Genomic DNA, 23,141 nt, shown 5'->3' with positions numbered 1-23,141 from the left:
ACCGGACCACCAGCGCTGTGCAAAGGATCACAAGTTTCAGGCAAACCCCGCGCCAGCAGGGGAAAAGATGTTATATTCCTTTTTTCCATTGATGCGCTGCGTGATAATGATGAAAGTCTCCTTCCAGATAAAGCTGTTTATTTCCCTGGTCGCCTTTTTCTCGGTGCTCTTTGCCCTGCTGGGGGGATATTATTATGTGGACGTGGGCAGGCAGCTTTATCAGGAAATGAGTATGCGCGCCAGAATACAGGCGGAAGAGATCGCGCTTATTCCGAGCTTACGTCAGGAGGTCGCAGAGAAAGATATCCGCGGCATTCAAGAGTTCATGAAAAAAATAGCCGCGCACAGCGACGCCAGTTTTATTGTCATCGGTGACGATAAAGGGCTGCATCTTTTCCACTCGGTATTTGCAGACCGGGTCGGCAAAACGCTGGTCGGCGGCGACAACGAAGAGGTTCTGCGCGGCAAAAGCACCACCACCATTCGCAAGGGCGGTCTTGGGATTTCGCTGCGCAGTAAAGCGCCCATTTTTAACGACGCGGGCCGCGTGGTGGGGATTGTGTCGGTGGGCTATCTCACCAGCTATCTCGATACCATCACCGTCAACAAAGTGATTAACATTCTGATCGCTGCCGTGCTGCTGCTGATTGCCCTGTTTATCTTCTCGTGGTTCTTTACCCGCAGCATTAAAAAGCAGATTTTCTCTCTGGAGCCGCGCGAAATCGGCCTGCTGGTGCGCCAGCAAAAAGCGATGATGGAGTCCATTTACGAAGGGGTGATTGCCATCGACAGCAACCTGCGCATTGAGGTGATCAACCAGGCCGCGCGAAAACTGCTGGGGCTGAGCCAGCCCGCCCGCGCGCTGCGGGGGAAACCGATCAACCAGGTGATCGCCCCCGTCCCGTTTTTCGCGGCGCAGACGATGCTGGCGAAAGATACCCATGATGAGATTTGCCGCTTTAACGATCTCACGGTGATCGCCAGCCGGGTGCGCATTATGCTGGAAGACTCACTCCAGGGATGGGTGATTACCTTTCGCGATCGCAATGAAATCGACTCGCTTAGCGCCCAGCTCAGCCAGGTGAAGCGCTATGTCGATAACCTGCGCATCATGCGTCACGAGCAGTTGAACCGCATGACGACGCTTTCCGGCCTGCTGCACATGGGCCGCTACGGCGAGGCGATTGACTACATCCAGGCGCAGTCGGAACACGCCCAGGAGCTGCTGGACTTTATCTCCTCACGCTTTAGCTCGCCGACGCTGTGCGGCCTGCTGTTAGGTAAAGCCGCACGGGCGCGCGAAAAGGGCGTAGCGCTGTCGTTCGACCCGGCCTGTCGGATCGATAAACCGTTCCTGCCGCTGCTTGAGGAGGAGCTGATATCAATCATCGGCAATCTGCTGGATAACGCCATTGAGGCGACGCAGCGCGCCCCGCTGCCGCATGAGCCGGTTGAAGTGCTGATTACGCTGAACGAGCGCGAGCTGATTATTGAAGTGGCCGACCAGGGGGTTGGCATCAAACCGGAGATCCGCGACCAGATATTTGAGCGCGGCATTACCACCAAAACGCGTGGGGATCATGGTATTGGCCTGTACCTGATCGAAAGCTATGTCACTCAGGCTGGCGGCACCATTGAAGTTGCTGATAATTCGCCGCGCGGCGCGATATTTTCGCTGTTTATTCCCGCCACAGGAACCGCCCGGCGACCCGCGCAGGAACTGGAAGATACTGACTATGCAACATGAACTTATCGACGTACTGATCGTTGAAGACGAGAATGAACTGGCGCAACTGCACGCTGAGCTTATCGCTAAGCATCCTCGCCTGAGGCTGGTGGGCATTGCCTCGTCGCTGGCGGACGCGCAGGTACAGCTGGAGAGCAAGCGTCCGCAGCTGATGCTGCTGGATAACTACCTGCCGGACGGCAAGGGCATCACGCTTATCGGCAACCCCATGCTGACCCGCGCCAACTGCTCGGTGATTTTTATCACGGCCGCCAGCGATATGGACACCTGCAGCCAGGCGATCCGCAACGGCGCGTTTGATTACATTCTCAAGCCGGTCTCCTGGAAGCGGCTTAGCCAGTCGCTTGAGCGCTTCGTGCAGTTTGCCGAGCAGCAGCGCGTCTGGAAGATTGTCGACCAGCAGAACGTGGATTCGCTTTATCAGCTTCAGGCCAAGAACTACCGCCTGGATAACGGCAATAAGGGGATTGAGGAGAACACGCTGGCGCGGGTCCAGGCACTGTTCAACGATAAAGCGGCACACTGTTTTTCAGTGGATGACGTGGTGAGTGAAACCGGCCTGAGTAAAACCACCACCCGACGCTATCTGGAGCACTGCGTGGAGGCAGGTTTTTTGAGCGTGGAGATGTTGTACGGGAAGATTGGGCATCCGCGGAGGATGTATAAACGGGCAGAAGCCTGACTGTTTTGTAGGCCGGGTAAGCGTTAGCGCCACCCGGCGATTTGCCCGGTGGCGCAAGCTTACCGGGCCTACGTTCGGGCAACGGGTTTACCTCAACACATACCCATACAGCCGCTTAATCCCGTCCGCATCTTTTTCGCTGTAGACCCCCTGCAACTCCGGCGAGAAGCCCGGCAGCATGTTCACGCCCTCTTCCAGCGCCAGGAAGTAGCGTTGCACCGCCCCACCCCAGACTTCACCCGGCACCACGCACAGCACACCTGGCGGATACGGCAGCGCACCCTCAGCGGCAATACGCCCGCCGGCGTCGCGAATGCGCACCAGCTCGACGTTGCCGCGGATATACTCCTGATTGGCATCCTGCGGGTTCATCATCACCGACGGCATACTCTCCTTGCGGAACATCGCCTTTTGCAGATCTTTGACGTTAAAGCTGACGTAGAGATCGTGCATCTCCTGACACAGCTGGCGGATGCTGTAGTCGCGATAGCGCACCGGGTACTTCTGGTAAATGGTCGGCAGGACGTCCGCCAGCGGGGTGTCGTCTTCAATATGCTGCTCAAACTGACCCAGCATTGCCACCAGCTGCGCCATCTTCTCAGCACTTTCAGCCGGGGTCAGCAGGAACAGGATCGAGTTGAGATCGCACTTCTCCGGCACGATGCCGTTTTCGCGCAGGTAGTGCGCGAGGATGGTCGCCGGAATGCCAAAGTCCGTGTACTCGCCGGTTTCAGCATCGATCCCCGGGGTGGTCAGCAGCAGTTTGCACGGGTCGACAAAATATTGATCCCGGGCGTAGCCGTCAAAACCATGCCATTTCGCGCCAGGTTCAAAGCTGAAGAAGTGGCGCTCGCGAGCGATGGTCTGCGTCGCGTGATCCTGCCATGGACGCCCACCCACTACCGGCGGGATAAATGGCCTGATCATACGGCAGTTGGCGATAATCGCCTTACGCGCCTCGATGCCCAGCTCGACGCATTCCGCCCACAGCCTGCGCCCGCTCTCACCCTCGTGGATCTTGGCGTTGACGTCCAGCGCGGCAAACAGCGGATAAAACGGGCTGGTGGAGGCGTGGAGCATAAAAGCGTTATTGAGCCGCTTATGCGGGCAGAACCGCGCCTGGCCGCGAATGTGGTTATCTTTTTTATGGATCTGCGAGGTTTGCGAGAACCCGGCCTGCTGTTTATGCACCGACTGGGTCACGAAAATGCCCGGATCGTTCTCGTTGAGCTCCAGTAATAGCGGAGACGTTTCCGCCATCATCGGAATAAACTGCTCGTAACCGACCCAGGCAGAGTCGAACAGGATGTAGTCGCACAGGTGGCCGATCTTGTCGATCACCTGACGCGCGTTGTAGATCGTCCCATCGTAGGTGCCAAGCTGAATGACGGCCAGACGGAACGGACGCGGCTGGTCGGCCTTCTGCGCCGCGACCTCTCGGATCTGGTCACGCAGATACGCCTCGTCAAAACAGTGTTCGTCGATACCCCCGATAAAACCGAACGGGTTACGCGCCGCCTCAAGATAAACCGGCGTCGCGCCCGCCTGGATCAGCGCGCCATGATGGTTAGATTTATGGTTGTTGCGGTCAAACAGCACCAGATCGCCGCGCGTGAGCAGCGCATTGGTCACCACTTTATTGGCGGCGGAGGTGCCGTTCAGAACAAAATAGGTTTTGTCGGCATGAAAGACTTTTGCCGCGAACTTTTGCGCGTGTTTGGCGGAGCCTTCATGAATCAGCAGATCGCCGAGCTTTACGTCGGCGTTGCACATATCGGCCCGAAAGACGTTCTCACCGAAGAAATCAAAGAACTGCCGCCCGGCCGGGTGTTTTTTGAAAAACGCCCCGTGCTGATGCCCCGGGCACGCAAAGGTGCTGTTTCCCATCGCCACATACTGACTGAGCGTGTCAAAGAAGGGCGGCAGCAGGTTTTCTTCATACCGACAGGCGGCGGATTCCAGTTCCAGGAACTCCTGCGCTTTGCCCGTCATCACCGCCATCCCCCCGTCAGGCATCTCTACAGGTTCCGGTGAGAACAAAAAGACCGGTAGCTGGAACCCGGTGCGTTTCAGCAGCGCGAGAATGCCGCTGCAACTGTCAGCGACCGTAAGAACGACTGCCGCCACGTCGGTAAAATCGGTGTTATCCAGCGTCACCTTTTCGCGATGCGTGGAGACCAGGGAAACCAGCTCGCGGCTGACGGCAATTTTCAGTGATTTCATAAACGCAAATACCCGTTGCAGGGGGAAAATGGCCCCGGACAGAATACCCATTCTGCCGAAAGACGTGCCGGGCGAAGCACCTCTTCGCCAACCGACAGCATCATTATGCACGATCTCATTCAAAATCAGGCAGAGAATGGCGTCTTCATGCCATACTGATGCACAATGAATGATTAAATAACAGGAGCTTACCGTGGTCATTGGCCCTTTTATCAATGCCAGCGCCGTATTACTGGGGGGCGTTCTTGGCGCCGTATTAAGTCAGCGATTGCCGGAACGCATTCGCGTCTCCATGCCATCCATTTTTGGTCTGGCGTCGCTGGGTATCGGGATCCTGCTGGTGGTGAAATGCGCCAACCTGCCGGTCATGGTGCTGGCCACCCTGCTCGGCGCGCTGATTGGTGAGTTTTGCTATCTCGAAAAAGGGATCAATAGCGCGGTCAGCAAAGCCAAAAACCTGATTGCCCGGCCGGGCAAGGCGAAGAGCGGCTCGCACGAGACGTTTATCCAAAACTATGTCGCCATCATTATTCTGTTTTGCGCCAGCGGCACCGGAATTTTCGGTTCGATGCAGGAAGGGATGACCGGCGATCCGAGCATTTTGATTGCGAAGGCGTTTCTCGATTTCTTCACCGCCACCATTTTCGCCACTACGCTCGGCATCGCCGTCGCGGCGATTTGCGTGCCGATGCTGCTCATTCAGCTGGCGCTTGCCACCTGCGCCACGCTGATCCTGCCGCTCACCACGCCGGCGATGATGGCAGACTTTACCGCCGTCGGCGGCCTGCTGCTGCTGGCGACAGGGCTGCGCATCTGCGGCATCAAAATGTTTGCGGTGGTCAATATGCTCCCCGCCCTGCTGATCGCCATGCCGCTTTCAGCGCTGTGGACACACTTTTTCGCTTAAGATGACGACGAAGTGGTGAGAGAGTGCGCAGTCTGCAACGAAAACCACAAAATTCGTTGACGGCGGGAAGTGAATCAGGTTTAATGCGCCCCGTTGCCCGGATAGCTCAGTCGGTAGAGCAGGGGATTGAAAATCCCCGTGTCCTTGGTTCGATTCCGAGTCCGGGCACCACTCATTCATAAGAACGGACCTCCACGGAGGTCCGTTTTTGCATTCTGAGCCCGCCAAAACACTTAGCCTCAACCTGCTCCTGTGCTCTCCCGGTTTGTCTCCCCTGACGTTTCTGGCAGCGTGCCCGTAGCCTCACGCCTCGGTCTGTCCTTACGCCTGTTTACCCTGAGTTTGCGCGTGTAGGGTGTCCCTCTGCTGCGTGTTCATATACTGCATCCATAAACGATACCAGGCCGCATACTCGTTAAAAAAAATCGCGACGTTTTTAATTTTGAGCTTATGCAGTGCGTTTAACTTATGGGTACTCACCGTTTTTTCGCTGACGTGCAATTTCATTGCAATATGCTTTTGGCTGATCCCTAAACAAATCATCCTTATTATCAGCGCTTCTCTGGTGGTCATTTCCTTTGGATGTCGTTGCTTCGCGCAGCCGAAGCGCCATCCGCTTAATAGCATGCTGAAAATGTTGACCCCTGCCGTTCGATTTATTAATGAACGTCGACAGAGGATAAAAGCAGATACTGGATCGGAATAGATAAGATGCCTGATCTCATTGTCATCAAGCACATAAATATAGTCTTGCCCGGTATCAAATATGATCAGGCTCTCAGGTTCAGGAATATTAAGATTAATGGATAGGGCCTTAAGGCCAATCACGAAAAATGAATCCCCAGAAAAGATCTGCATTGTCTCTCCATGAAAAGTGGAAAATAGCTTCCTCCTGACATTCTGCCCCGGTAGCGATCTGCGCGACCGGGGCAGTGGCTTAAGGGGTGTTAAAAATGATATTTGAGGCCAACCATGGCCGCAGCATCGTGATAGCCTTTATCACCCACCTGGACGCCGATATTTCCCCAGGTGTTCAGCCGCGGGTTGATCTGCCCTTCAACGCCTGTTTTGATTTCGCCCAGATTTCGCGCACCCGCCTGGTAAACGCTCACATCATCCATCTTCGTGCCAAAGTCACGGGTGTTATGGATCCAGTTAAGCTCAACGTAAGGCTGGAATACGCGTTCCTTATCGTTATCCATCGCATGGTGGCTTTTCAGGAAAGTACGAATGCCCAGCCTGGTGCGGATATTCCCGTCGCCTTCGCTTTGAATGCGGGTGCCGTTTGCCTCATGGAAATCATCGGCTTTTACCCCCATCCATATCGCCTGCGCCTGAGGCTGGATGAACCATTCGTTCAGCGTCCCCTTGCTCCCCGTGAATTCACCGAGTTTATGCGTATAACCCGCCTCCAGCGACGCGGTGAACCCCCGGGATTTGTACGATTCACTCGCTAATTCTTTACCCTGAACGCTGTTAGTAAACCAGTTGTACAGTAACCAGCTGTCCACCCAGGCCCCCTGCGACGCCGGGGCATTGGCATACCAGGTGGCGTAACCCCCTATGCTATACCCCTCCACGGAACCGCTGGCGCGGTAGTCACTCATTACGCTGCGCGTCGAACTGTGGTTATTACCGTAGCCCGCCATAAAGCCGACATGCCAGCGATCGACGCCATCCCGACTCCAGCGCGCCACGTCGCCGCCCATCTGCGCCACATAGCGATTACTCTGGGTTGTCAGCTGGCCGCTACCGTCATGCCAGCCGTTGTGGCCGCCGACCTGACGCAGCCACAGGCTGGTGACTTCAGGCTGTGCCGATAAGGCGTCCACAAACCCAGGTTCTCCCAGTCGGTCGTGCAGACTCATTGCAAACAGGGTATTGGCTGCGGCGATATTGGCGGTGTAACTGCCCGCTTCAGGACGAATCACCGGCGTTTTTCGTTGCGGATCCGGCGTAGGTTCAGGTTTCGGACCCGGCTCAGGGGCGGGAGTGGGATCGGGGTTCGGACCAGGCTCAGGGGCTGGCGTAGGTTCTGGATCCGGATCAACCGGTGTCGCCTCGCTGGTCAGATACCAGTTTTCGCCCTTTTGCAGGAGGGAGTAATCATAAGCGCCCGCCACAATACGGCCCGACTGCACGAAATTGCCGTAAGAGCGTCCGCCAACGTCAACAATCTCTATGCCTTCAACGGTTTGCGCACCGTGCCCGCCCAGATTATTGATAGCGACATAGGTCGTCCCCTCCAGCACGTCACCGCCGACGATCAGTTTATTACTCGGCGAGCTGTCATCCCCCAGCACGCTGTTAAACATCAGCGTCCCGCCGTTTCCGGCATAATCCCCGGTCACCGTCAGAGTGTCCGCCGCGTTACCCGCAGAGAAGGCGATGGTGCCGTTGTTGGTCAACTGGCCGACAAGCGAACTGCCGCTCATGTTCCAGCGGCTGGTAGTATCCAGCGCCAGCGACGTTGCGTTATCAACTGCGCCGTTCAGCACCGAGGCTGACGTCAGGTCAACCGCCACGCTGTTGGCAACGTCCGAGGAGGTAATGTCGCCATTTAACTGGCTGTTAGCCGCCGTTAATGTCACGGTGCTGTAGAGGTTGTTAGCAGGATCAGCTGCATCCTCATAATGGCTCACGTTCATCACCTGACCGTTGCCGCCGCTGAGCGTAGAGTCGTTTACCGTCAGCGCCAGCGTCGTGGTGTCAGCATTAATCGCCTGCGCCTGCGCGCTTTGCAACATCACATTATTCAGCGACACGTTATTGCTGAGCGTGGTGGAGTAACCATTCACATACAGACCGGCTGCCGCATCGCCAGACGTCACGATCGTACTGTTGCTAATATCCAGTTGCCCTGCACGGCTCCATAGCCCAAAGCCTTGTTTGCCGGTGGTCTCTACGCGCACGTTATCGGCGGTAATAGCCGAACCCGGGTAGGCCAGTAGCCCTGCCGCAAGTTCACCGTGCGTGGTGATATCGCTGTTGGTTAAGGTTCCCTTCCCACCGGTTGCGGCAAACAGGCCGGCCCCGCCGGTACCCTGGGTAATAATGGTCAGCTTATCGCCCGTGAGCTGCTGCCTTCCGCTATACAGGGCATACGAGTTAAGTCCCGCGGTTTCGAGGGTACTGTTGGTAATGGTTGCCGTCCCATTCTGCGCATTCAGCGCGATAGCACGATCGCCTGCGGTAGAGAGGGTGGCGTCGTTTATATTGACGGAGGAGTCACTGCTGACGACCCACACCGCATCGCTGTATTTACCCTGCGTTGCGTATCGGCCTCCATCAATGTTTACTGTTGCGGCCTGATTGGCATTCACCGCATAGCTACTGTCGCCGGTCGTTGTGGCGGACGTATTGGTCAACGTTAAATCACCCGCCATAACCTTGATGGCGTCGCCGCTTTCGGTGGTAATGGCGCTGTCGCTAAGCTGCGCGGTAGCGAAGCCTTGCGTTGACCAGGTCCCGTCCAGATTTAGCCCCATCGCGTTATTTTGGGCGGCGATCGTGATATCAGAAAGTGTGGCAGAGCTATTGTTCGCAAGATAAATGCCGCTGGCAGCGTTACCGCTAACATTAATCTCCAGATTGTCGCCCGTGAAAATACTATCGTCTATCCACGCCCCGCCGCCGCGCGTTCCGCTACTGGTGAGAAAAAGCTGGCTGCCGTTAAATTCTGCGCCGTTTTTTGCCTGGATAATAAAGGCACCGCTTGTGTCATTTACAAGCGTCAGATTTTCGAAATGGAGTTTTCCTCCATCAATGACAATAGTGTTACTATTTGCAGCGCAAACAGAATTACTTACAAAAAGATAGATTGGTAACGCGCAGAGTAAACGATGCCACTCACCCTGACTGGTGTGATAATTATCCATAATGTTGCCTTTCACTAATCCATTTATAAACACAGCGTGTTTCTTTCATTACATCCGCATCTGGCGACAAACGATGCGTAACGATAAAACTCGGCCTGATTTGAGGCGCCCATTTTACGACTGGCGTTACGATAATGGGTGCTGATTGTCTTTCGTGAGCGATTCAACATTCGTGAGATATCGCCGCTGTTGTAACCCCTGCCAATTAAGAGCATGACATCGGTTTCCGCATCAGAGAGCTGTGCGTATTTCTTCAGTCCAAAACTCCAGTAAGCATCTTTCTTATTGAAATGAACATGATAGTCCGCAGTCGCGATCGCCAGTATTTTACCGATCTTCATCGATACGTCATTGAGCGTTTGATTGCGGGCCAAAAACGGAACATGCAGCGTGAGCTTTTCTGGCTCCCTGGTATCTTTAAGCCAGCGGTCGCTATTACTACGAATTTTCTTCCTGTTCAAAACATTAATCGTTACAAAATCATCATAGAAGATGATATTAGCGTCATCCTTACTCATTTCATCTGTTGATAATGCAAAACGCGCATCATTCAGACGTTCGTTTGGCAATTGACTCAAAATTAAGGATTTTACCCCTAACCCACGATAATAGTTAGAATCCATCAACAATATATTCAACATATTCCACACCCATGTGTTGCATTCCCTTTAAGGCAAGTTATCTCCGCAAACAGCAAGATAAACAATAAATGCAATAAACTGCATTCGCTAGCGGGAACAGATCTCCAGGAACTTTACAAATTAAGACAAAGCTCACCTCGATATTATTCAAAAACCTCTCTCTTGGTAATGGCTATCAAACATTTTAGGATAATTCACCAAGAAAATTGCCCAAGGAAAGATCTTAATTTATAGGGTAAATTTCTCTATTTAATATAAATTCATATTTATTAAAGAAGTTTCAAATCCACCTTTTCTGACTCCATGTCGTAACGGCCATTCATACACAAATCTACCGGGTGGGGCTGCCAGTCAATTAGGCCTCTAATCTCAAAAGCAATAACGGCATGTCTCGTCATCTGTTCCCTTTCCTGCAATGAACGCACCAGCAGTGTTTCAGGGATAATACGCGGTTCGAAACGAATGATAGCCTTACGGATAGCCTGCTCGATAACCTGCCAGTTATTACGATTTTCATGCCTGCCGATCAGCGCCGGAATACCATAATTAAGCACCGATTCCGTTACTGCTTTATAGCGTTGCTCGTTGAGCGTATCCTCGATATTTGTATGATTAATTAAATCAGCAATATCTTTTTGAACCAGCTGACGTATCGTTTTAACATCGACTGGTCTGGTGCGATCGTGTGGGCTTTTAGGTTCGTCATCCTGTAACCGCTCAAGAAGTGTAGGAAGATAGCGGCCTTCTCGGGTAAAGGATTTATTCGAATACAATCTCACCCACCTCCATGATCGAATGTTCACAGCTGTCGGTAATCAGTACCTTACGGCCATGGCCGAGAATGAGCAGATCGGACAACATCGACCACTCTGTCTTTGACCCCAGCTTATAGTCCTGGCCATCATCCGCCATAATCGGGTAGCGCGCCGGAATGAAGCCAAAATACTCTTCCCCTGCAACATTAACGGAGGCTTGTGTCCAGAGAAGGTCGATCAGATCTTTCGGTTTTGAAATACGAAGTTGCTGGACTTCAGAGAACGGCAGCCAACGATATCCTCCGGCGCAAATAAACTCGCACACAGGCCCGAGACGCCCGTCACTGTCTGCAATCCAGGTAAATTCGCCCAGGGTATCACTTTTACCACGGCTTTCCGGAGCAAGTTCAAAGGCTTCAGATCGCGTGATATCTGATAGCGCCATATTGCCCTGGCAATATTGCCCGTTGGCCTCGTGTAGTTTCGCCATCCACTGCGGCATATCACCCTGTAATGTTGCGGCCAGACGCTCACCGGATAAAACCTGCGTACGCTGCATTTCACTAAAGACGAGATTTTTATATAACTCACACTGTTTTTTCATTTCCTCATCAAGTAGCGATAACGTCTGCAGCTGCAGTAATGCGCTATCCCACGCGCCATCGACGCAATACAATTTAAACAGCACTTCCCGGGCTTTGAGATCGTCTGGGGATGCCTTCACCTGCGAGAGTACCTGCTCCAGCAAATTGTTCAGAGAAGAGGTTTTCAGTGTTTCAGTTAATGTCGTAATATCCTGCATGATAGTAACTCCTGTTATTAATAGTGAGAATCGAGGCCAATTTTGTGGAAATCACGAAACACCAGTTCGGGTACCTGATTCATTCCTTTCGCCACGATCGGGTCGGGTGACAGAGATTTGAGTAAATCGATTTTTTCTTCTTCGGCAAAAATATCGTCCGCGATACCGCTGCTTTCAAAATCGGGCCAGACCTTTTCCATCAGAAAAGTTCTGTCGACGATACATTCCGTTAAGGTCTTTTCTTTAAGGCATTCTTTTACGCGGTCAAACTGATTATCAGTTTTGATGAGATAAGCGGCTTCATTGCTGACGTTATCGAAATACTGGCGTCCCTGCTCTTGCCAGATAAGGAACCGTTTGTACTCGATTTCAAGCATTTTCAATACGTCATCACTGTTTCGTTGCGCGATAACGTTATTGAAATAATGTAAGTCATTTATATAACTGCCGCCGTTCGGCAAAATCTCTTCAACTTCGGGGATCTTGTCCGTTGCCTGCCATGTATTATCCGCACCGATAATCGGCAACAATTCCTGATGCGCTAGCGCGTCGTCGTCGTCCGTACCCATCTCAAGCCTGAAGTGGCCTACCTGAAGATGGCTGCCGACGCGCAGGGGTTGGCTTTCGCCATAGCAAAGCTCTACGCCATCCAGCAAACAGATGGCGTTAACGCAAAAGTTCCGCATGACCGGGCGGGTTAAATGCCAGTAAAAAGCCACCGCATCTTGCCCCTCCGGCACCTGGCTGTGGGGTCCAAAGACCCCACTGCTTACCTCTAACGCGATGGCCCGATCCGCCGTAATACCTTCCTGCAGCGACACGGGCTGGCGCGATGTGGGCCATTGAAAACGGAACTTCATCTCGTTAACCGATATAGACATCGCCAGAGCCCGTTATGACAGCCGCCCCGCACCCGGTGACATCGCCCAGTCTGGCGGCCGGTACGCCGTTGATAAAGACCGATCCTGATCCGACTGCCACGGGTGCTGCACCATGTAACAGCGCGCATGGCGCGATACTGACGCCCACCATCGCGGCGGGAATGCCGTTAACGTAGACATCGCCCGACCCGGAACATAAGGCGCCACCGTGAGCGGTAGCATCTCCGACACGTGCTGCGTTTTGCATATTTCACTCTCCTTTGAAATTGGTGGGTGACGACGAAATGTATTCGTCGTCAGATGCACATTAGGGTTCAGGCGTTGCGCTGCCTGTCTCCGTTGGGGTCTCCGTCGGCGTTTCCGTCGGGGTCTCCGTTGGGGTTTCCGTCGGGGTCTCCGTCGGCGTTTCCGTCGGGGTCTCCGTCGGGGTCTCCGTCGGGGTCTCCGTTGGCGTTTCCGTTGGGGTTTCCGTTGGGGTCTCCGTCGGGGATTCCGTTGGTGTCTCCGTCGGGGATTCCGTTGGCGTCTCCGTCGGAGATTCCGTTGGTGTCTCCGTCGGAGATTCCGTTGGTGTCTCCGTCGGAGATTCCGTTGGCGTTTCCGTCGGGGATTCCGTTGGGGTCTCCGTCGGGGATTGCGTCGGCGTGTCCGTAGGTGGAATCGTTGGCGTTGGCGTCGGCAGTGGCGGTAACGGAAGCACAACGCCAAACAGCGCTGAAATCGCAGGCAGGCCCGGCAGGCCAATCATTCCGCCGCCACCACCTCCCCCGCCGCCACCGCCGCAGTTATCGCAGCAGTCGCCCGGGTTAAGCTCGACCGTGCCACCCTGAATAATGACCTGATCGGAACCAACGATTTTGATCTTCTTCGCCGAGATCACCAGCTCGCCGCCCGCAGAGAGCGTCATCGCCCCTCCCGCAACGGTGGTGCTTGCGCCGCCGACCGCCAGAGAGTGATACCCCCCCACGTTTACCTGATGAGCACCGCCAACGGACAAAGAGTGGTAGCCGCCTACGGTCGTCATAAACGCACCGCCGACGTTAATTCCCTTCGCCAGCGCCACGTTATCGGTCTGGCCTCCTCCCACCTGAATGGCCAGCGCGCCGCCGATCATGGCGCTACTGTTGCCGATCACGTCCGACATATAGTTCGCGCCAACAAACAAGTTTCGCGACAGGCCGACATTCACGTTGGAGTTCATGCCAATCGTCTGATCCTCGTTTTGCTTGGTTAGACGCGACATATTGCGCTCGGCCTGTTCCCAGTACTGTTCAAGCCCGGGCTTATCTTCAAAGCGAATGCCGTTAAAGTTGCTGCGCCCTCCGCCCACGGTGCGGCTGACCAGCCCGCTCTGCGTGGCGTTTACCGGCAAATCCCACGGCGGCATCGTGACGTTGTTGTACAGGCTGCCAATAATCAGCGGTCTGTCTGGATCGCCGTTAATGAAGTCGACAATCACTTCATGACCGATACGGGGAATATAGATCCCGCCAAAGTTATTGCCGGCCCAGGCCTGGCTCACGCGTAACCAGCAGGAGTCGGACTCTCTGTTTTTACCGTAGCGATCCCACAAAAAACGCACTTTTACGCGGCCGTATTCGTCGGTCCAGATCTCTTCGCCATCAGGCCCCACAACGATAGCTGTTTGCGGTCCGCTGGTTTTCGGCTTGGGCACCGTCATCGGGTGGCGATAAATCTTGGTGGTTGGCTGAACGGTAAAATCGCAGTGATAGCGGAACTCATCCACGCCGGTCACCTGATTAATCTCTTCCACCAGCAGATGGCTTCGCAGAATCATGTATTCGCGATTCGCTTTTTCGACGGGATAATTCACCAGTTCAAAGTCACACCCGCAGGCAATACCGCGCAGTTCGCCGGATCCTTCGCAGCGTGAGCCGAGCGCCCCGCGCTCTTCCATGCGCACCCGCGCCAGCTGCTCACCGATAGTGGGCTGCTCGTAATCGCCAGGCCAGTGGAAGATCTCCATATCGTTGAAACTGGTTTTACGCGGCTTGCTGTCCAGCGCCATGATATCGGCGCGTGATTTCGTAAAATCATAATCATTGGTGACCCATTTCCCGGAGGTAATCGTCTCCTGGAAATGGAACTGGCTGATATATTCCTGGTCCATCTTTGGACGATCGGCAGCATACTGAATCACGTGATAGGCTTCACTCGGGAAACGTTTATGCGCCCCGACGTTATCCACCAAAATCAGTTTGTGGTGCTGCTCTGCATGTTCAAAGAACCAGTAAATACCCCACTCTTCCATTAACCGTTCAATAAAGTTGAAGTCGGTTTCACCATACTGAACCTGGAAATCCAGCAGCGGATAACTTCCCGACAATCTTTTTTCTAACGGGAAGTTATATTCACCTAACACCTCATCAATAATATCCACCACGCTTTTTTGCTGGAATATTTTGAAGTCAGAGGTCAGTTCTGCCAGATGTAGCCATGGGCGAATCACTATCTCATAAAGTGCCTGATTACCATCGCGTCCGACATAACGGGCGCGTTGCACCATTCCTGAAATTTCCCGGGTATCTTTACCAATAGCAAAAATATCCCCCAGACCGTTGCCATCCAGTTCAATGGTGACGGTCATTTCTTTGCCGATTAACGCTTTTAAATCGACATTCGACGCGGCCTGCCAGGGAATTAACGGGTTAGCCGGGGTTTTAGCCGTAATCACATAGGAGTACAGGGACGACAGCGCTTCTTCGCCATCCAGCTTAGAGATGACCAGAGCGGTATCGCCCAGCAACGACGGCATCGCCGGACTGCTTAATGTTATAGTACGTGACATATATTCACCTGATACGTTGTGAATCCAATATTTTTCTGTGTCGACTTTCCCGCCATAACCATATTCCTGACTCGTTTAACAGGCAGTCAGGCCAGTTTTTCCATGGCATAACGTCAACTCCATCGCTTTTCCGGATGCAATAGTCTTCCTGTGATCCCTCCCTGAGTAAGGCCTGCGAACGCGTTTTAAAACGCCAGGCTGGCGTCAGCGCAAAAGACTCCCAAAATGGCGAATAGGCACGCTGCAATGCCGTGCGCCATTGCCGCAGCAAGGGTGTGTTGCGGGCAGAAAAATCCTTTTCCTGTACCATATTTAAAATTCTACTCATCCAGAAGGTCAGCGGAAATTCAGCCTGCATGTTCTTATTCAGCCACTGGTGTGAGACCGCGCTGTACATCCCAATAAGCCTTTTTTCACCTTGTTCATTACAAAGAACTTTATACGCCCCGACATAATGATATTTATCCTGTGCAGTGCTGGACGATATGACAAAACACCACGGATATGCCGTAGACAAATATTCGTCTGTCATTGCTGCCGCCATGTTTGTCAGAATTTTTTGAGAAATAAAAGCCTCCGTCTGGCGCTGTTTTTTTCTCATTCTGACAAACGGACTGGCACGCGACTCACCACCAAGTAAATACAGTCGTAGAGACATCTTCCCCTCGGATTTAATATTCGCCAGGACAACGAAAATCTTTCAACATATCCACAACCAGCTGATCTTTGAAGGTTAACCCCTGGACCTCGAGGTCGGCACGTCTGGCGTCCAGCGAATAACGTAAAATCAGTTCATCATTGTCGGTTGAGGAAATATCGCGGGCGCTATCCAGCCAGCGTAAAAGCGACCATGGACCGCTAAACATCAGCGCCGAGTTCCCCGTCGCGGCCCTGGGGGTCACATTCATTGTCGTTTTTGATACGGCGCGTGACGTTGGCCAGACGACCGACGTTGATGAAACCGGCCCGTGTGCATAATTCACCTGCTGACCGTCAAAATTCATATTGAGCTGCGTAACCGCCGGGTCCAGATGCAGAACCGAAATATCAAACGCCAGCGCTAGCTTCCGGCCATTCTCGCCCTGGAAAAAGGCTTCGCGTATTTCTGCCGCCTGCTCGAAAAACGCCAGCATATTCGCATCATCCGTCTCGACATCGCCTTTATAACGCCACGGCTGCGAAGAGGTATCGACTTTATCCGCGAGGTGTTTTTTGTAATATTCATCAACAAGGCCGCCCACGCCAAAAAAGCGTTCAAAGTCTGCGCGTTTAACTTCACGCGTGGTATCGGCGAAAGGATAACGTCCCTTAAGCGTGGTGCGGCAAACCTGTCCGATACTCTCCTCAATGCCTTCATTGCTTCTGGCAATAGCCTCCTGGCTGGCGTGATGGTAAACGCTGTCCAGCAGCGGCCCCACCAGGTGGCTCAGCGGATCGGGCCAGGTTTGCGATTCGGCACTGATTTTCAGGGCCGTGTTCGGCAGCGACGGTGAGTTCCCGTTTTTCAGCGCATCGTCGTAAATCACAAACAGCGTGTACTGCTCGCTTAACGCCCCCATCAGCTTGCCCAGCTCCGCGCCGGTCATCGCCGGGCTTCCATCCTGCGCCAGTTCGCGGCTGCCGGTGGCAAATTCACGCAGCGCAGCGAACGGGTTATCCACCCGCTCCCTGAGCAACTTCTTTTCCATGCTGGCGTAAGCGAGGCTCACCTTCTCCGCCGCGTTCAGAATTCGCCCTTTGGTGCTGACATTATCCAGCAGCGATTTTTCATCGCTTTTCACCAGCGTCGTCTCATTCACAATACGCTGAATGAGATTCACCAGCGGCGAGTTGGAGGCGCTGAGCGTACGCAGCATATAGATATTTGCCGTCACGCCCGCCATACCGTAATCCTGCGTGAGCACATTCTCTTTAATGCGAATATGGCTCAGAAAATCCTGCCAGCGCTGGGTATATTCATCCAGATAGAGGGCAAGGATTTGCTGCTGCACCGGGTTAACCAGCGTGCCGTCGTTGCCGATGGCTATTTTGGGGGGTGCAGCGTCCGGCTTCGCTTTTCCCAGGACCCAGGCATCCTCATGCGCTAACAGCATCAGCCCCGGACCCATTTTTTTTTTAAACGCCTCGTAATAACCGGCTCGGGTAAAAAGGCCGGGAATGGCGCTCTCGCTATAGTCATCGCTCAGGGTAAACAGGTCGCCGCCCTGGGATTTAGCCATTTCACCGAGGGTTAAATCCGCTGGCGCATCCTGCGCAAGCGAGGCTTTGATACGCCCGTAAAGGCGGCTGGCTAAGTCTTCGCGTTCCAGCACCGCCCGCGCGTATTTCAGCAGCCCTTCATCCGCATCCTGACCAAAACGCCTCCACTCAGGCACGGCAAAAAGCTGGGTCAGATGCGAGACAAACACCTGACGCTCTTCATAGGGCTGGAGCTTGCCATTTTGCTCCCACAGTTGGGTAATGCTGGCGATCATCTCCTGCTTGTCGAACTTGCCCTGGCCGGAGACCTGCAGATAGAGCTTTAACAGGCTGTAGATGCGCGTAGCGTCACTGCTATCAATCGCGTCCTGTAACGCCACTACCACCTGCTGCTGGATTTGCGGCAGCAGCAGTCGTTGCAGGAAATACTGATAGAGCGAATCCGACGCCGTCGCCACGTCCGTGCCGGTATACAGCCCATAACGCCATGACAGTAACGGGTTGAACACATCCAGCGTGCCGTAATCTGGCAGCGAGCGTGACATCGCCAGCAGACGCGGCAGCATGGTGTCGTTCGCCGCCTGGTTAAAGCGGTTAACTTCGCCGCGCAGCGCAGCCACTTTTGTCTCGATGGCATCCAGATAACCGCTGTTGTTGTGATAGCTGTTATAGAAGCCGTTCAGCAAAATAAAGGCGATTACAATGCACAGCGTATGTCCCAGGAAGCGTTGCAGGCGATACTTTGACTGGTTGGCCAGGTTATAGCGCGCCAGATGCAGGTCTTTAACGATCACCTCGCTAAAGGGCTGTTTAAGAAAGTATTGCCGCCCATAGGAGACATCGTTTATCAGGAAGTCCTGGTCATCTGACTTCGCGCTCAGCGATGCCATCACCTCCGGCGACTTATGCTCGACGTAGTTTGACCAGTGGCGAATCACGCTCTGGTTATTCAGCAGGTTAAAATCGATCGGCTGATGGCTGCTGCTAAAATAGATGCCGCGCAGCTGGGTATAGCTTTGCGTTTCATCGTAGCGGGAGGCAAAAAAGATGTTATGCACCACTTCCGCCACCATCCCGGAAAGCAGATGGAAATCTTGCGGTAACGCGTACATCTTTTTGCGATCCCGGTGGTCATACTCTTCCTGCTGACGCACGATCATTTCGCGCTCCAGACGCTCTTCAAGCAGGGAGAACTCCTCGGCGATCTGGCTACGCAGCCCCGAAACGGAAGCGCTTTTGGCATCGCCATAAGGGAACGTCACGCCCCAGACCTGCTCGCGCTCCTGATCGGTCAGGATCCTGAAATATTCGGTAAAGCCTGGTAACTGATCGAGTTTCGTTACCAGCACATATACCGGAAAACGCACGCCCAGCGTCTGACGCGCATCCTCAATTTTTGCCCGCAGGCTGGCCGCCAGCTCAAACAGTTCGGCTTTATTGCGGCACATCACGTCGGCGGCGGAAAAGGTCAGCACCACACCGTTAATCGCCTTGACCGGACGGTGTTTTTTCAGCGCTTTCAGGATCGCGCGCCACTCGCTGAGGTAGGTTTCCGTCTCACTGATGTATTTCCCGGAGGTATCAAGCCAGATCGCGTCATTAGCGAACCAGCACTCGCAGTTGCGGGTAGGCGAAGCTGGTTTCCCGACCTGATTCAGCTGCTCAGGCAGCGGGAAATTCTGGCCGGACGCGAGGATAGCTGACGTTTTACCGGCACCGGCGGTGCCGATCATCATATACCAGGGCAGCACATCCAGCGGCTTACGCGCCAGGATCACGCGCTGGAAAAACGACAGCGTGCCGTGGCTTTTATTGACGTAATTAACCGCATTACTGATGACCGCCATCACTTCCGCGCTGTTATCGTCCGCGACCGGCCCCTTATTGCGGGCAAACTTATTCAGCAACGTCGGGTTGTCTTTCAGCGCCAGCAGTAATAACCACAAGCCGTATAACAATGCGACCAGCAAAATAACGGCAATGATCGCCAGCCTGACGCTCACCGGCGCAACAGGCCAGCTTTCACCCACCAACAGGAAGGGGCCAAAGACCCAGACAACCACGCACAGCGTCGCGGTTAGCGCAATAAACGCGGGCCAGCCCAGCCAGAGGCAGACCAGGCAAAATGCCGCCAGCAGAATAAAAATAATGCGCGATTCAATGCTCTGCAGAGGACGAGATTCACCAAATCCAAAGAAGGGTCCCAGGAACCAGATGGCGGCGATCAGTAAGGCAGCACAGCACACAATCAGCAGCGTCTTCATAAACCGCGTGGTGAAGACTCTATTTAAATAAGACATTGTCGTCCTCGTTAATACGTGACAAAAAACTCGACACGGCGATTCTTCGCCCTTCCCTGAGCCGTCGCATCGGACGCCACGGGTTGACTACTCCCCACGCCGCGGACTTTCACTTTGCTCTCAGGCAGCCCAGCCGAAATAAAATATTGCGCCACTTCCGCCGCGCGTTTTTCCGAGAGCACAACGTTATTAGGCAAGCCTGGCCGACTGATTGGCGTGGCATCCGTATGACCGACAATCACCACGTCGCCGTTCACGCGTCGAACTTCGCTGGCGATACGTTCTATGACTTTCACCATCTCAGGCTGAACACGGACAGATCCGGACAGGAACAGCGCATCCCCTTTCAGCACCACTTTGCTCTGCTTCTGGCTCTCATCCACGCTCAGAAGCTGCTGCCTGATTTCGTTACGCAGCAGCACCGCCAGCTTCAGACGCATGGCAGGTTGCGCCACGGGCACGCTGAGGTTTTGCATGGCATAGATGCCATTGGTGATGCCGTCGGTGCGCGACAGTAACCAGAATTTGCACCAGAGAAACGACGACGCCACCAGTACGCCAGCGCACAGCGCGCTTAGCCGCACGGGAATGACAATCTTCTCGCGCACCGCAGGGCCGTGCGGCTGCAGCCCATGCGGCGACAGGGCGGGCGGAGTGGTGTTGCGCGTGCTTTGGATCAGGGTCAACAGGCGCTGGCGGATCTTGCTGAGCTGGCGGTCACCCTCTTCAATAATGCTGTAGCGTCCTTCGAACCCCAGCCCCAGGATGCGCAGTAAAACCTCCAGCACATCCGCGAATTCAGTGGGATTCATGGAGAGGCGGCCAACCAGCAGGAAGAATTTATTCCCGCCGTCGTTGTCCCCTTCGAAGTGGTTCAGCAGGTTGCTCTGCGACCAGCCCGCCTCAAGTCCCCATGCCGTGGTATGCGCCGCCTCATCAAGCGCGGTGCACAGGCAATACCGTACGATCGCCATCTTTTTCCACGGGATGTTCACCTCGTCGCAGACAACGCCGAACAGCGTGATCTGGCTTTTAAGGGTATTTTTAAGGATCTCAACATGGGTAATATCGTTAATCTGCTCCGGCATATCGCCAAGCGCGCGCAGCAGCGGCTGCGCGGCTTCCAGCAGCGGATTCTCCGCCGCCTTCACGCGTAAGATCCGCTGCTGCACGCTTTCGCTTTTCAGCGCGTGTTCGCCACGTGGCGTAGGGTCGCCAACCGATCCTGTTTCCCCTTTCGACGTTGCTTCCGGCTCCTGTATCCAGTCGCCCTGCTCATCCAGAAGGAACTTACCCAACGCCTGCGGCGAGCTGTCTTCGAACTCCGTCGGTTCCGCGGAGACTTGCGGGTTGATATCGTCTTTCATCAGTTCCTGATTCCCCAAAGTTCCATCTTCAGGCCAGGGAACTCACCCGCAATGTGCAGTGCCAGCGCGCCGGTGGTTGAAATCTTGTCCCAGAAAGGCCCATTTTTGAGCAGTTCAAAATAGACGTAGCCCGTGCTGTAGGGGATCTGACGCGGCGGTACCGGCAGCCCCTGCAACACCAGGCCCGGCAGGTGCGAGCGAACCAGTTCATGGAGCTGTTGCGGCGCACTGATTTTGGCCTGCGCCTGGAACTGCTGCTGCAATACGTCCATCGGCAGCTGCGCATGAACGGCCAGCACCAGGTTTGAGAACGAACGCAGCTCGTTTGGCAGCATCGAAGCAGCCCAGACGCCGTTGCCTTTGGCCTGCAGATCAATAAGCTGCCCGGCTCGCACCAGGATCTGGTTCAGCAGGTCATGCACATCGTCGACCAGGGGACGAATGGAAGGATAAAGGCTGGCGTGGTCATAGCCAGGCGCGCTCTTGGGACGACGCGTTTTGGTGCGCACAAAGGTTGAAAGCTCGCCCGCCAGCTTCGCCAGCTCTTCATAAAGCACGATGGGCGGCAGTTCCGGAATATGGCGCAGGTGGTCGAGAATCGGCTCGTATTTATTGAAAATCTGCAGCAGCAGATAATCCACCACTTCGGAGCTGGCGCTGGCCTTGCCGTCGGACGCCGACAGGCGGTGCGCCAGCATCCCGGCGCGCATTTTGACCAGACCATTAAGGTGGGTCAGCCATTCGCTCAGCAGCGGGTTCGCCGCATAGCCGGTGACGGGCGGGATATAATCGTCCAGATGTAACAGCACGCTGCCATCAGGCTGAATGGCTTTCACGCGGGTCAGCGGCAGGCCAATCCACGATTCGGTCATTTCCGTTTGCGACATCAGCCTTAGACGCAGTTTGGCCAGTTGAACCGGCTTCGGCCCCTGGCGAATCGCATTGGTGTCGCACAGCTCCGTCTCTTGCGCGCGAAAACGCGCCAGCGAACTGGCGTCATGCTGGCTGAAGATTGTCTCATCGCTATTATCAAGGCGTAACGGTACCGCCAGATAAATCGTCTTGCCCAGATGTTCTGGCAAAATCGTTAGCGGCTCGGGTAAATCGGCGTGGTCGGGCACATCAAACGGCGTGCCGTCCGGCAATACGCCGCGTGCGGTACGCAGCACCAGCTTGCCATAGGACAGCGCCTCGCGGTCGATTTCATACTGCGAGAATCCCCAAAAGAAGGGGCTCAGGGTCGATGCTCTTTTATGTGCGTAGTATTCAAAATAGCGTTCTTGCTGTTGAAAAAGCTGCGGACGAAGAAACAGCCCTTCACTCCAGACGACTTTATTCGTTCTCACGGTTTAATCCATTTCTTTAATTGTTATTGCTGTTTTCTGGAAATGCGCATTCAACTCACGCGAATCATCGCTAAAGAAACTCGGCCGCCACCACGACTTTTTCTTTTCTGGCAGATCCCAACTCGCCAGCCACAGAGAATCATTAAGGCTGCGATAGGCGCCAATGAAAGCAAGGCTGCGTGTAGTACCGTCTGGTTTAATCAGAATGGTGCGCGACTCTCCGGGTTGTAAAATCGCTTCATAGACTTTTGAAGCAGCCGCCTGTACAGGCTTGCTGGTCCCCTCAACAATTTCATAGAAATCCGCATTGGTTAAAACATCCAGATCCTTGACGTTATAAATAAATATATTGAGTGGCGCCGGATCGCCCATTTCATTGGGGTTAATATCGCTTGCCGCCAGCAGATTTATTTTTATTTCATCACCATCGGGCGCCGGACTGCTGCTTCCACTACAGGCGACTAAAAAGAGTGACAGTAATAAAACTGCCGTTCCTTTAAGCATGTGTTTTATTTCTTTTCCGCTAAGCATAGGTTTCCACTCAATCCATCCGAACGACGTCATTGTGAGAAGAGTTTTTGCCGACTATCCGGGAAAAAAAGGA

17 protein-coding genes and 1 tRNA gene are annotated in these 23,141 nt (G+C 54.1%); 4 read left to right on the top strand and 14 right to left on the bottom strand.

Annotated elements, in window-relative coordinates; all coding sequences use genetic code 11:
* Positions 1 to 109: 109 nt before the first annotated feature.
* Both QLG21_RS08690 and QLG21_RS08685 read left to right on the top strand, forming a co-directional pair.
* A complete protein-coding gene (locus tag QLG21_RS08690) occupies positions 110 to 1,747 on the top strand; it encodes a sensor histidine kinase (protein ID WP_137272801.1) in 1,638 nt (545 codons plus the stop codon).
* Positions 1,737 to 2,429, top strand: a complete 693-nt coding sequence (locus tag QLG21_RS08685) for a response regulator (RefSeq protein WP_282484234.1) — start codon at positions 1,737 to 1,739, stop codon at positions 2,427 to 2,429. Before QLG21_RS08690 ends, QLG21_RS08685 begins: the two co-directional genes overlap by 11 nt.
* An 87-nt stretch (positions 2,430 to 2,516) precedes the next feature.
* Here QLG21_RS08685 and QLG21_RS08680 read toward each other — a convergent pair whose 3' ends face one another.
* Positions 2,517 to 4,652, bottom strand: coding sequence for an ornithine decarboxylase (locus QLG21_RS08680; protein WP_282484233.1), 2,136 nt, complete (start codon positions 4,650 to 4,652; stop codon positions 2,517 to 2,519).
* Positions 4,653 to 4,845: 193 nt separating this feature from the next.
* Between QLG21_RS08680 and QLG21_RS08675 the strand changes: the two genes are divergently transcribed.
* Together QLG21_RS08675 and QLG21_RS08670 are read left to right on the top strand one after the other, a co-directional pair.
* Entirely contained in the window at positions 4,846 to 5,559 is a 714-nt protein-coding gene (locus QLG21_RS08675) for a DUF554 domain-containing protein (protein ID WP_042321956.1), read from the top strand.
* A 95-nt stretch (positions 5,560 to 5,654) separates the two neighbouring features.
* Positions 5,655 to 5,730: transfer RNA gene (locus QLG21_RS08670), tRNA-Phe, on the top strand.
* A gap of 150 nt (positions 5,731 to 5,880) precedes the next feature.
* On the opposite strand, the gene QLG21_RS08665 is transcribed toward QLG21_RS08670, so the two are convergent.
* The 13 genes from QLG21_RS08665 to tssJ form a co-directional block, all read right to left on the bottom strand.
* Positions 5,881 to 6,417 carry a LuxR C-terminal-related transcriptional regulator gene (locus QLG21_RS08665; RefSeq protein ID WP_282484232.1) on the bottom strand — a complete coding sequence of 179 codons (537 nt, stop codon included), beginning with the start codon at positions 6,415 to 6,417 and terminating at the stop codon, positions 5,881 to 5,883.
* Positions 6,418 to 6,506: 89 nt separating this feature from the next.
* Complete coding sequence (locus tag QLG21_RS08660; RefSeq protein WP_282484231.1) at positions 6,507 to 9,437, bottom strand: autotransporter outer membrane beta-barrel domain-containing protein; 2,931 nt, start codon at positions 9,435 to 9,437, stop codon at positions 6,507 to 6,509.
* A 23-nt stretch (positions 9,438 to 9,460) separates the two neighbouring features.
* Positions 9,461 to 10,078 (bottom strand): helix-turn-helix transcriptional regulator, encoded by a 618-nt coding sequence (locus tag QLG21_RS08655; RefSeq protein ID WP_101736992.1) that lies wholly within the window; start codon positions 10,076 to 10,078, stop codon positions 9,461 to 9,463.
* 269 nt (positions 10,079 to 10,347) lie between these two features.
* Entirely contained in the window at positions 10,348 to 10,851 is a 504-nt protein-coding gene (gene tssE, locus QLG21_RS08650; protein ID WP_137903876.1) for a type VI secretion system baseplate subunit TssE, read from the bottom strand.
* On the bottom strand, positions 10,838 to 11,635 hold the full coding sequence (locus QLG21_RS08645) for a type VI secretion system accessory protein TagJ (protein WP_006178485.1): 798 nt from the start codon (positions 11,633 to 11,635) through the stop codon (positions 10,838 to 10,840). The genes tssE and QLG21_RS08645 overlap by 14 nt, the downstream gene beginning before the upstream one ends.
* A 17-nt stretch (positions 11,636 to 11,652) precedes the next feature.
* Complete coding sequence (locus QLG21_RS08640) at positions 11,653 to 12,495, bottom strand: TagK domain-containing protein (protein WP_282484230.1); 843 nt, start codon at positions 12,493 to 12,495, stop codon at positions 11,653 to 11,655.
* 4 nt (positions 12,496 to 12,499) lie between these two features.
* A complete protein-coding gene (locus QLG21_RS08635; protein ID WP_006178487.1) occupies positions 12,500 to 12,763 on the bottom strand; it encodes a PAAR domain-containing protein in 264 nt (87 codons plus the stop codon).
* Positions 12,764 to 12,823: 60 nt separating this feature from the next.
* The gene (gene tssI, locus QLG21_RS08630) at positions 12,824 to 15,325 is read right to left on the bottom strand and encodes a type VI secretion system tip protein TssI/VgrG (RefSeq protein ID WP_282484229.1); all 2,502 of its coding nucleotides are present in this window, start codon (positions 15,323 to 15,325) and stop codon (positions 12,824 to 12,826) included.
* A gap of 4 nt (positions 15,326 to 15,329) precedes the next feature.
* Positions 15,330 to 15,983: a hypothetical protein gene (locus QLG21_RS08625; protein WP_042321960.1), complete on the bottom strand. Its 654-nt coding sequence runs from the start codon at positions 15,981 to 15,983 to the stop codon at positions 15,330 to 15,332.
* A 13-nt stretch (positions 15,984 to 15,996) separates the two neighbouring features.
* Positions 15,997 to 19,824, bottom strand: coding sequence for a type VI secretion system membrane subunit TssM (gene tssM / locus QLG21_RS08620; RefSeq protein WP_282484228.1), 3,828 nt, complete (start codon positions 19,822 to 19,824; stop codon positions 15,997 to 15,999).
* A gap of 11 nt (positions 19,825 to 19,835) precedes the next feature.
* Positions 19,836 to 21,191 (bottom strand): type VI secretion system protein TssL, long form, encoded by a 1,356-nt coding sequence (gene tssL, locus QLG21_RS08615; protein ID WP_137903615.1) that lies wholly within the window; start codon positions 21,189 to 21,191, stop codon positions 19,836 to 19,838.
* Positions 21,191 to 22,537, bottom strand: coding sequence for a type VI secretion system baseplate subunit TssK (gene tssK, locus QLG21_RS08610; RefSeq protein WP_006178493.1), 1,347 nt, complete (start codon positions 22,535 to 22,537; stop codon positions 21,191 to 21,193). The genes tssL and tssK overlap by 1 nt, the downstream gene beginning before the upstream one ends.
* A 3-nt stretch (positions 22,538 to 22,540) precedes the next feature.
* On the bottom strand, positions 22,541 to 23,068 hold the full coding sequence (tssJ, locus tag QLG21_RS08605) for a type VI secretion system lipoprotein TssJ (RefSeq protein ID WP_042321967.1): 528 nt from the start codon (positions 23,066 to 23,068) through the stop codon (positions 22,541 to 22,543).
* Between the last annotated feature and the right edge of the window lie 73 nt (positions 23,069 to 23,141).

The organism is Enterobacter sp. V87_3 (assembly GCF_029967835.1).
Taxonomy (GTDB): domain Bacteria; phylum Pseudomonadota; class Gammaproteobacteria; order Enterobacterales; family Enterobacteriaceae; genus Enterobacter; species Enterobacter cancerogenus.
This window is presented reverse-complemented; position numbering and strand designations above follow the sequence as displayed.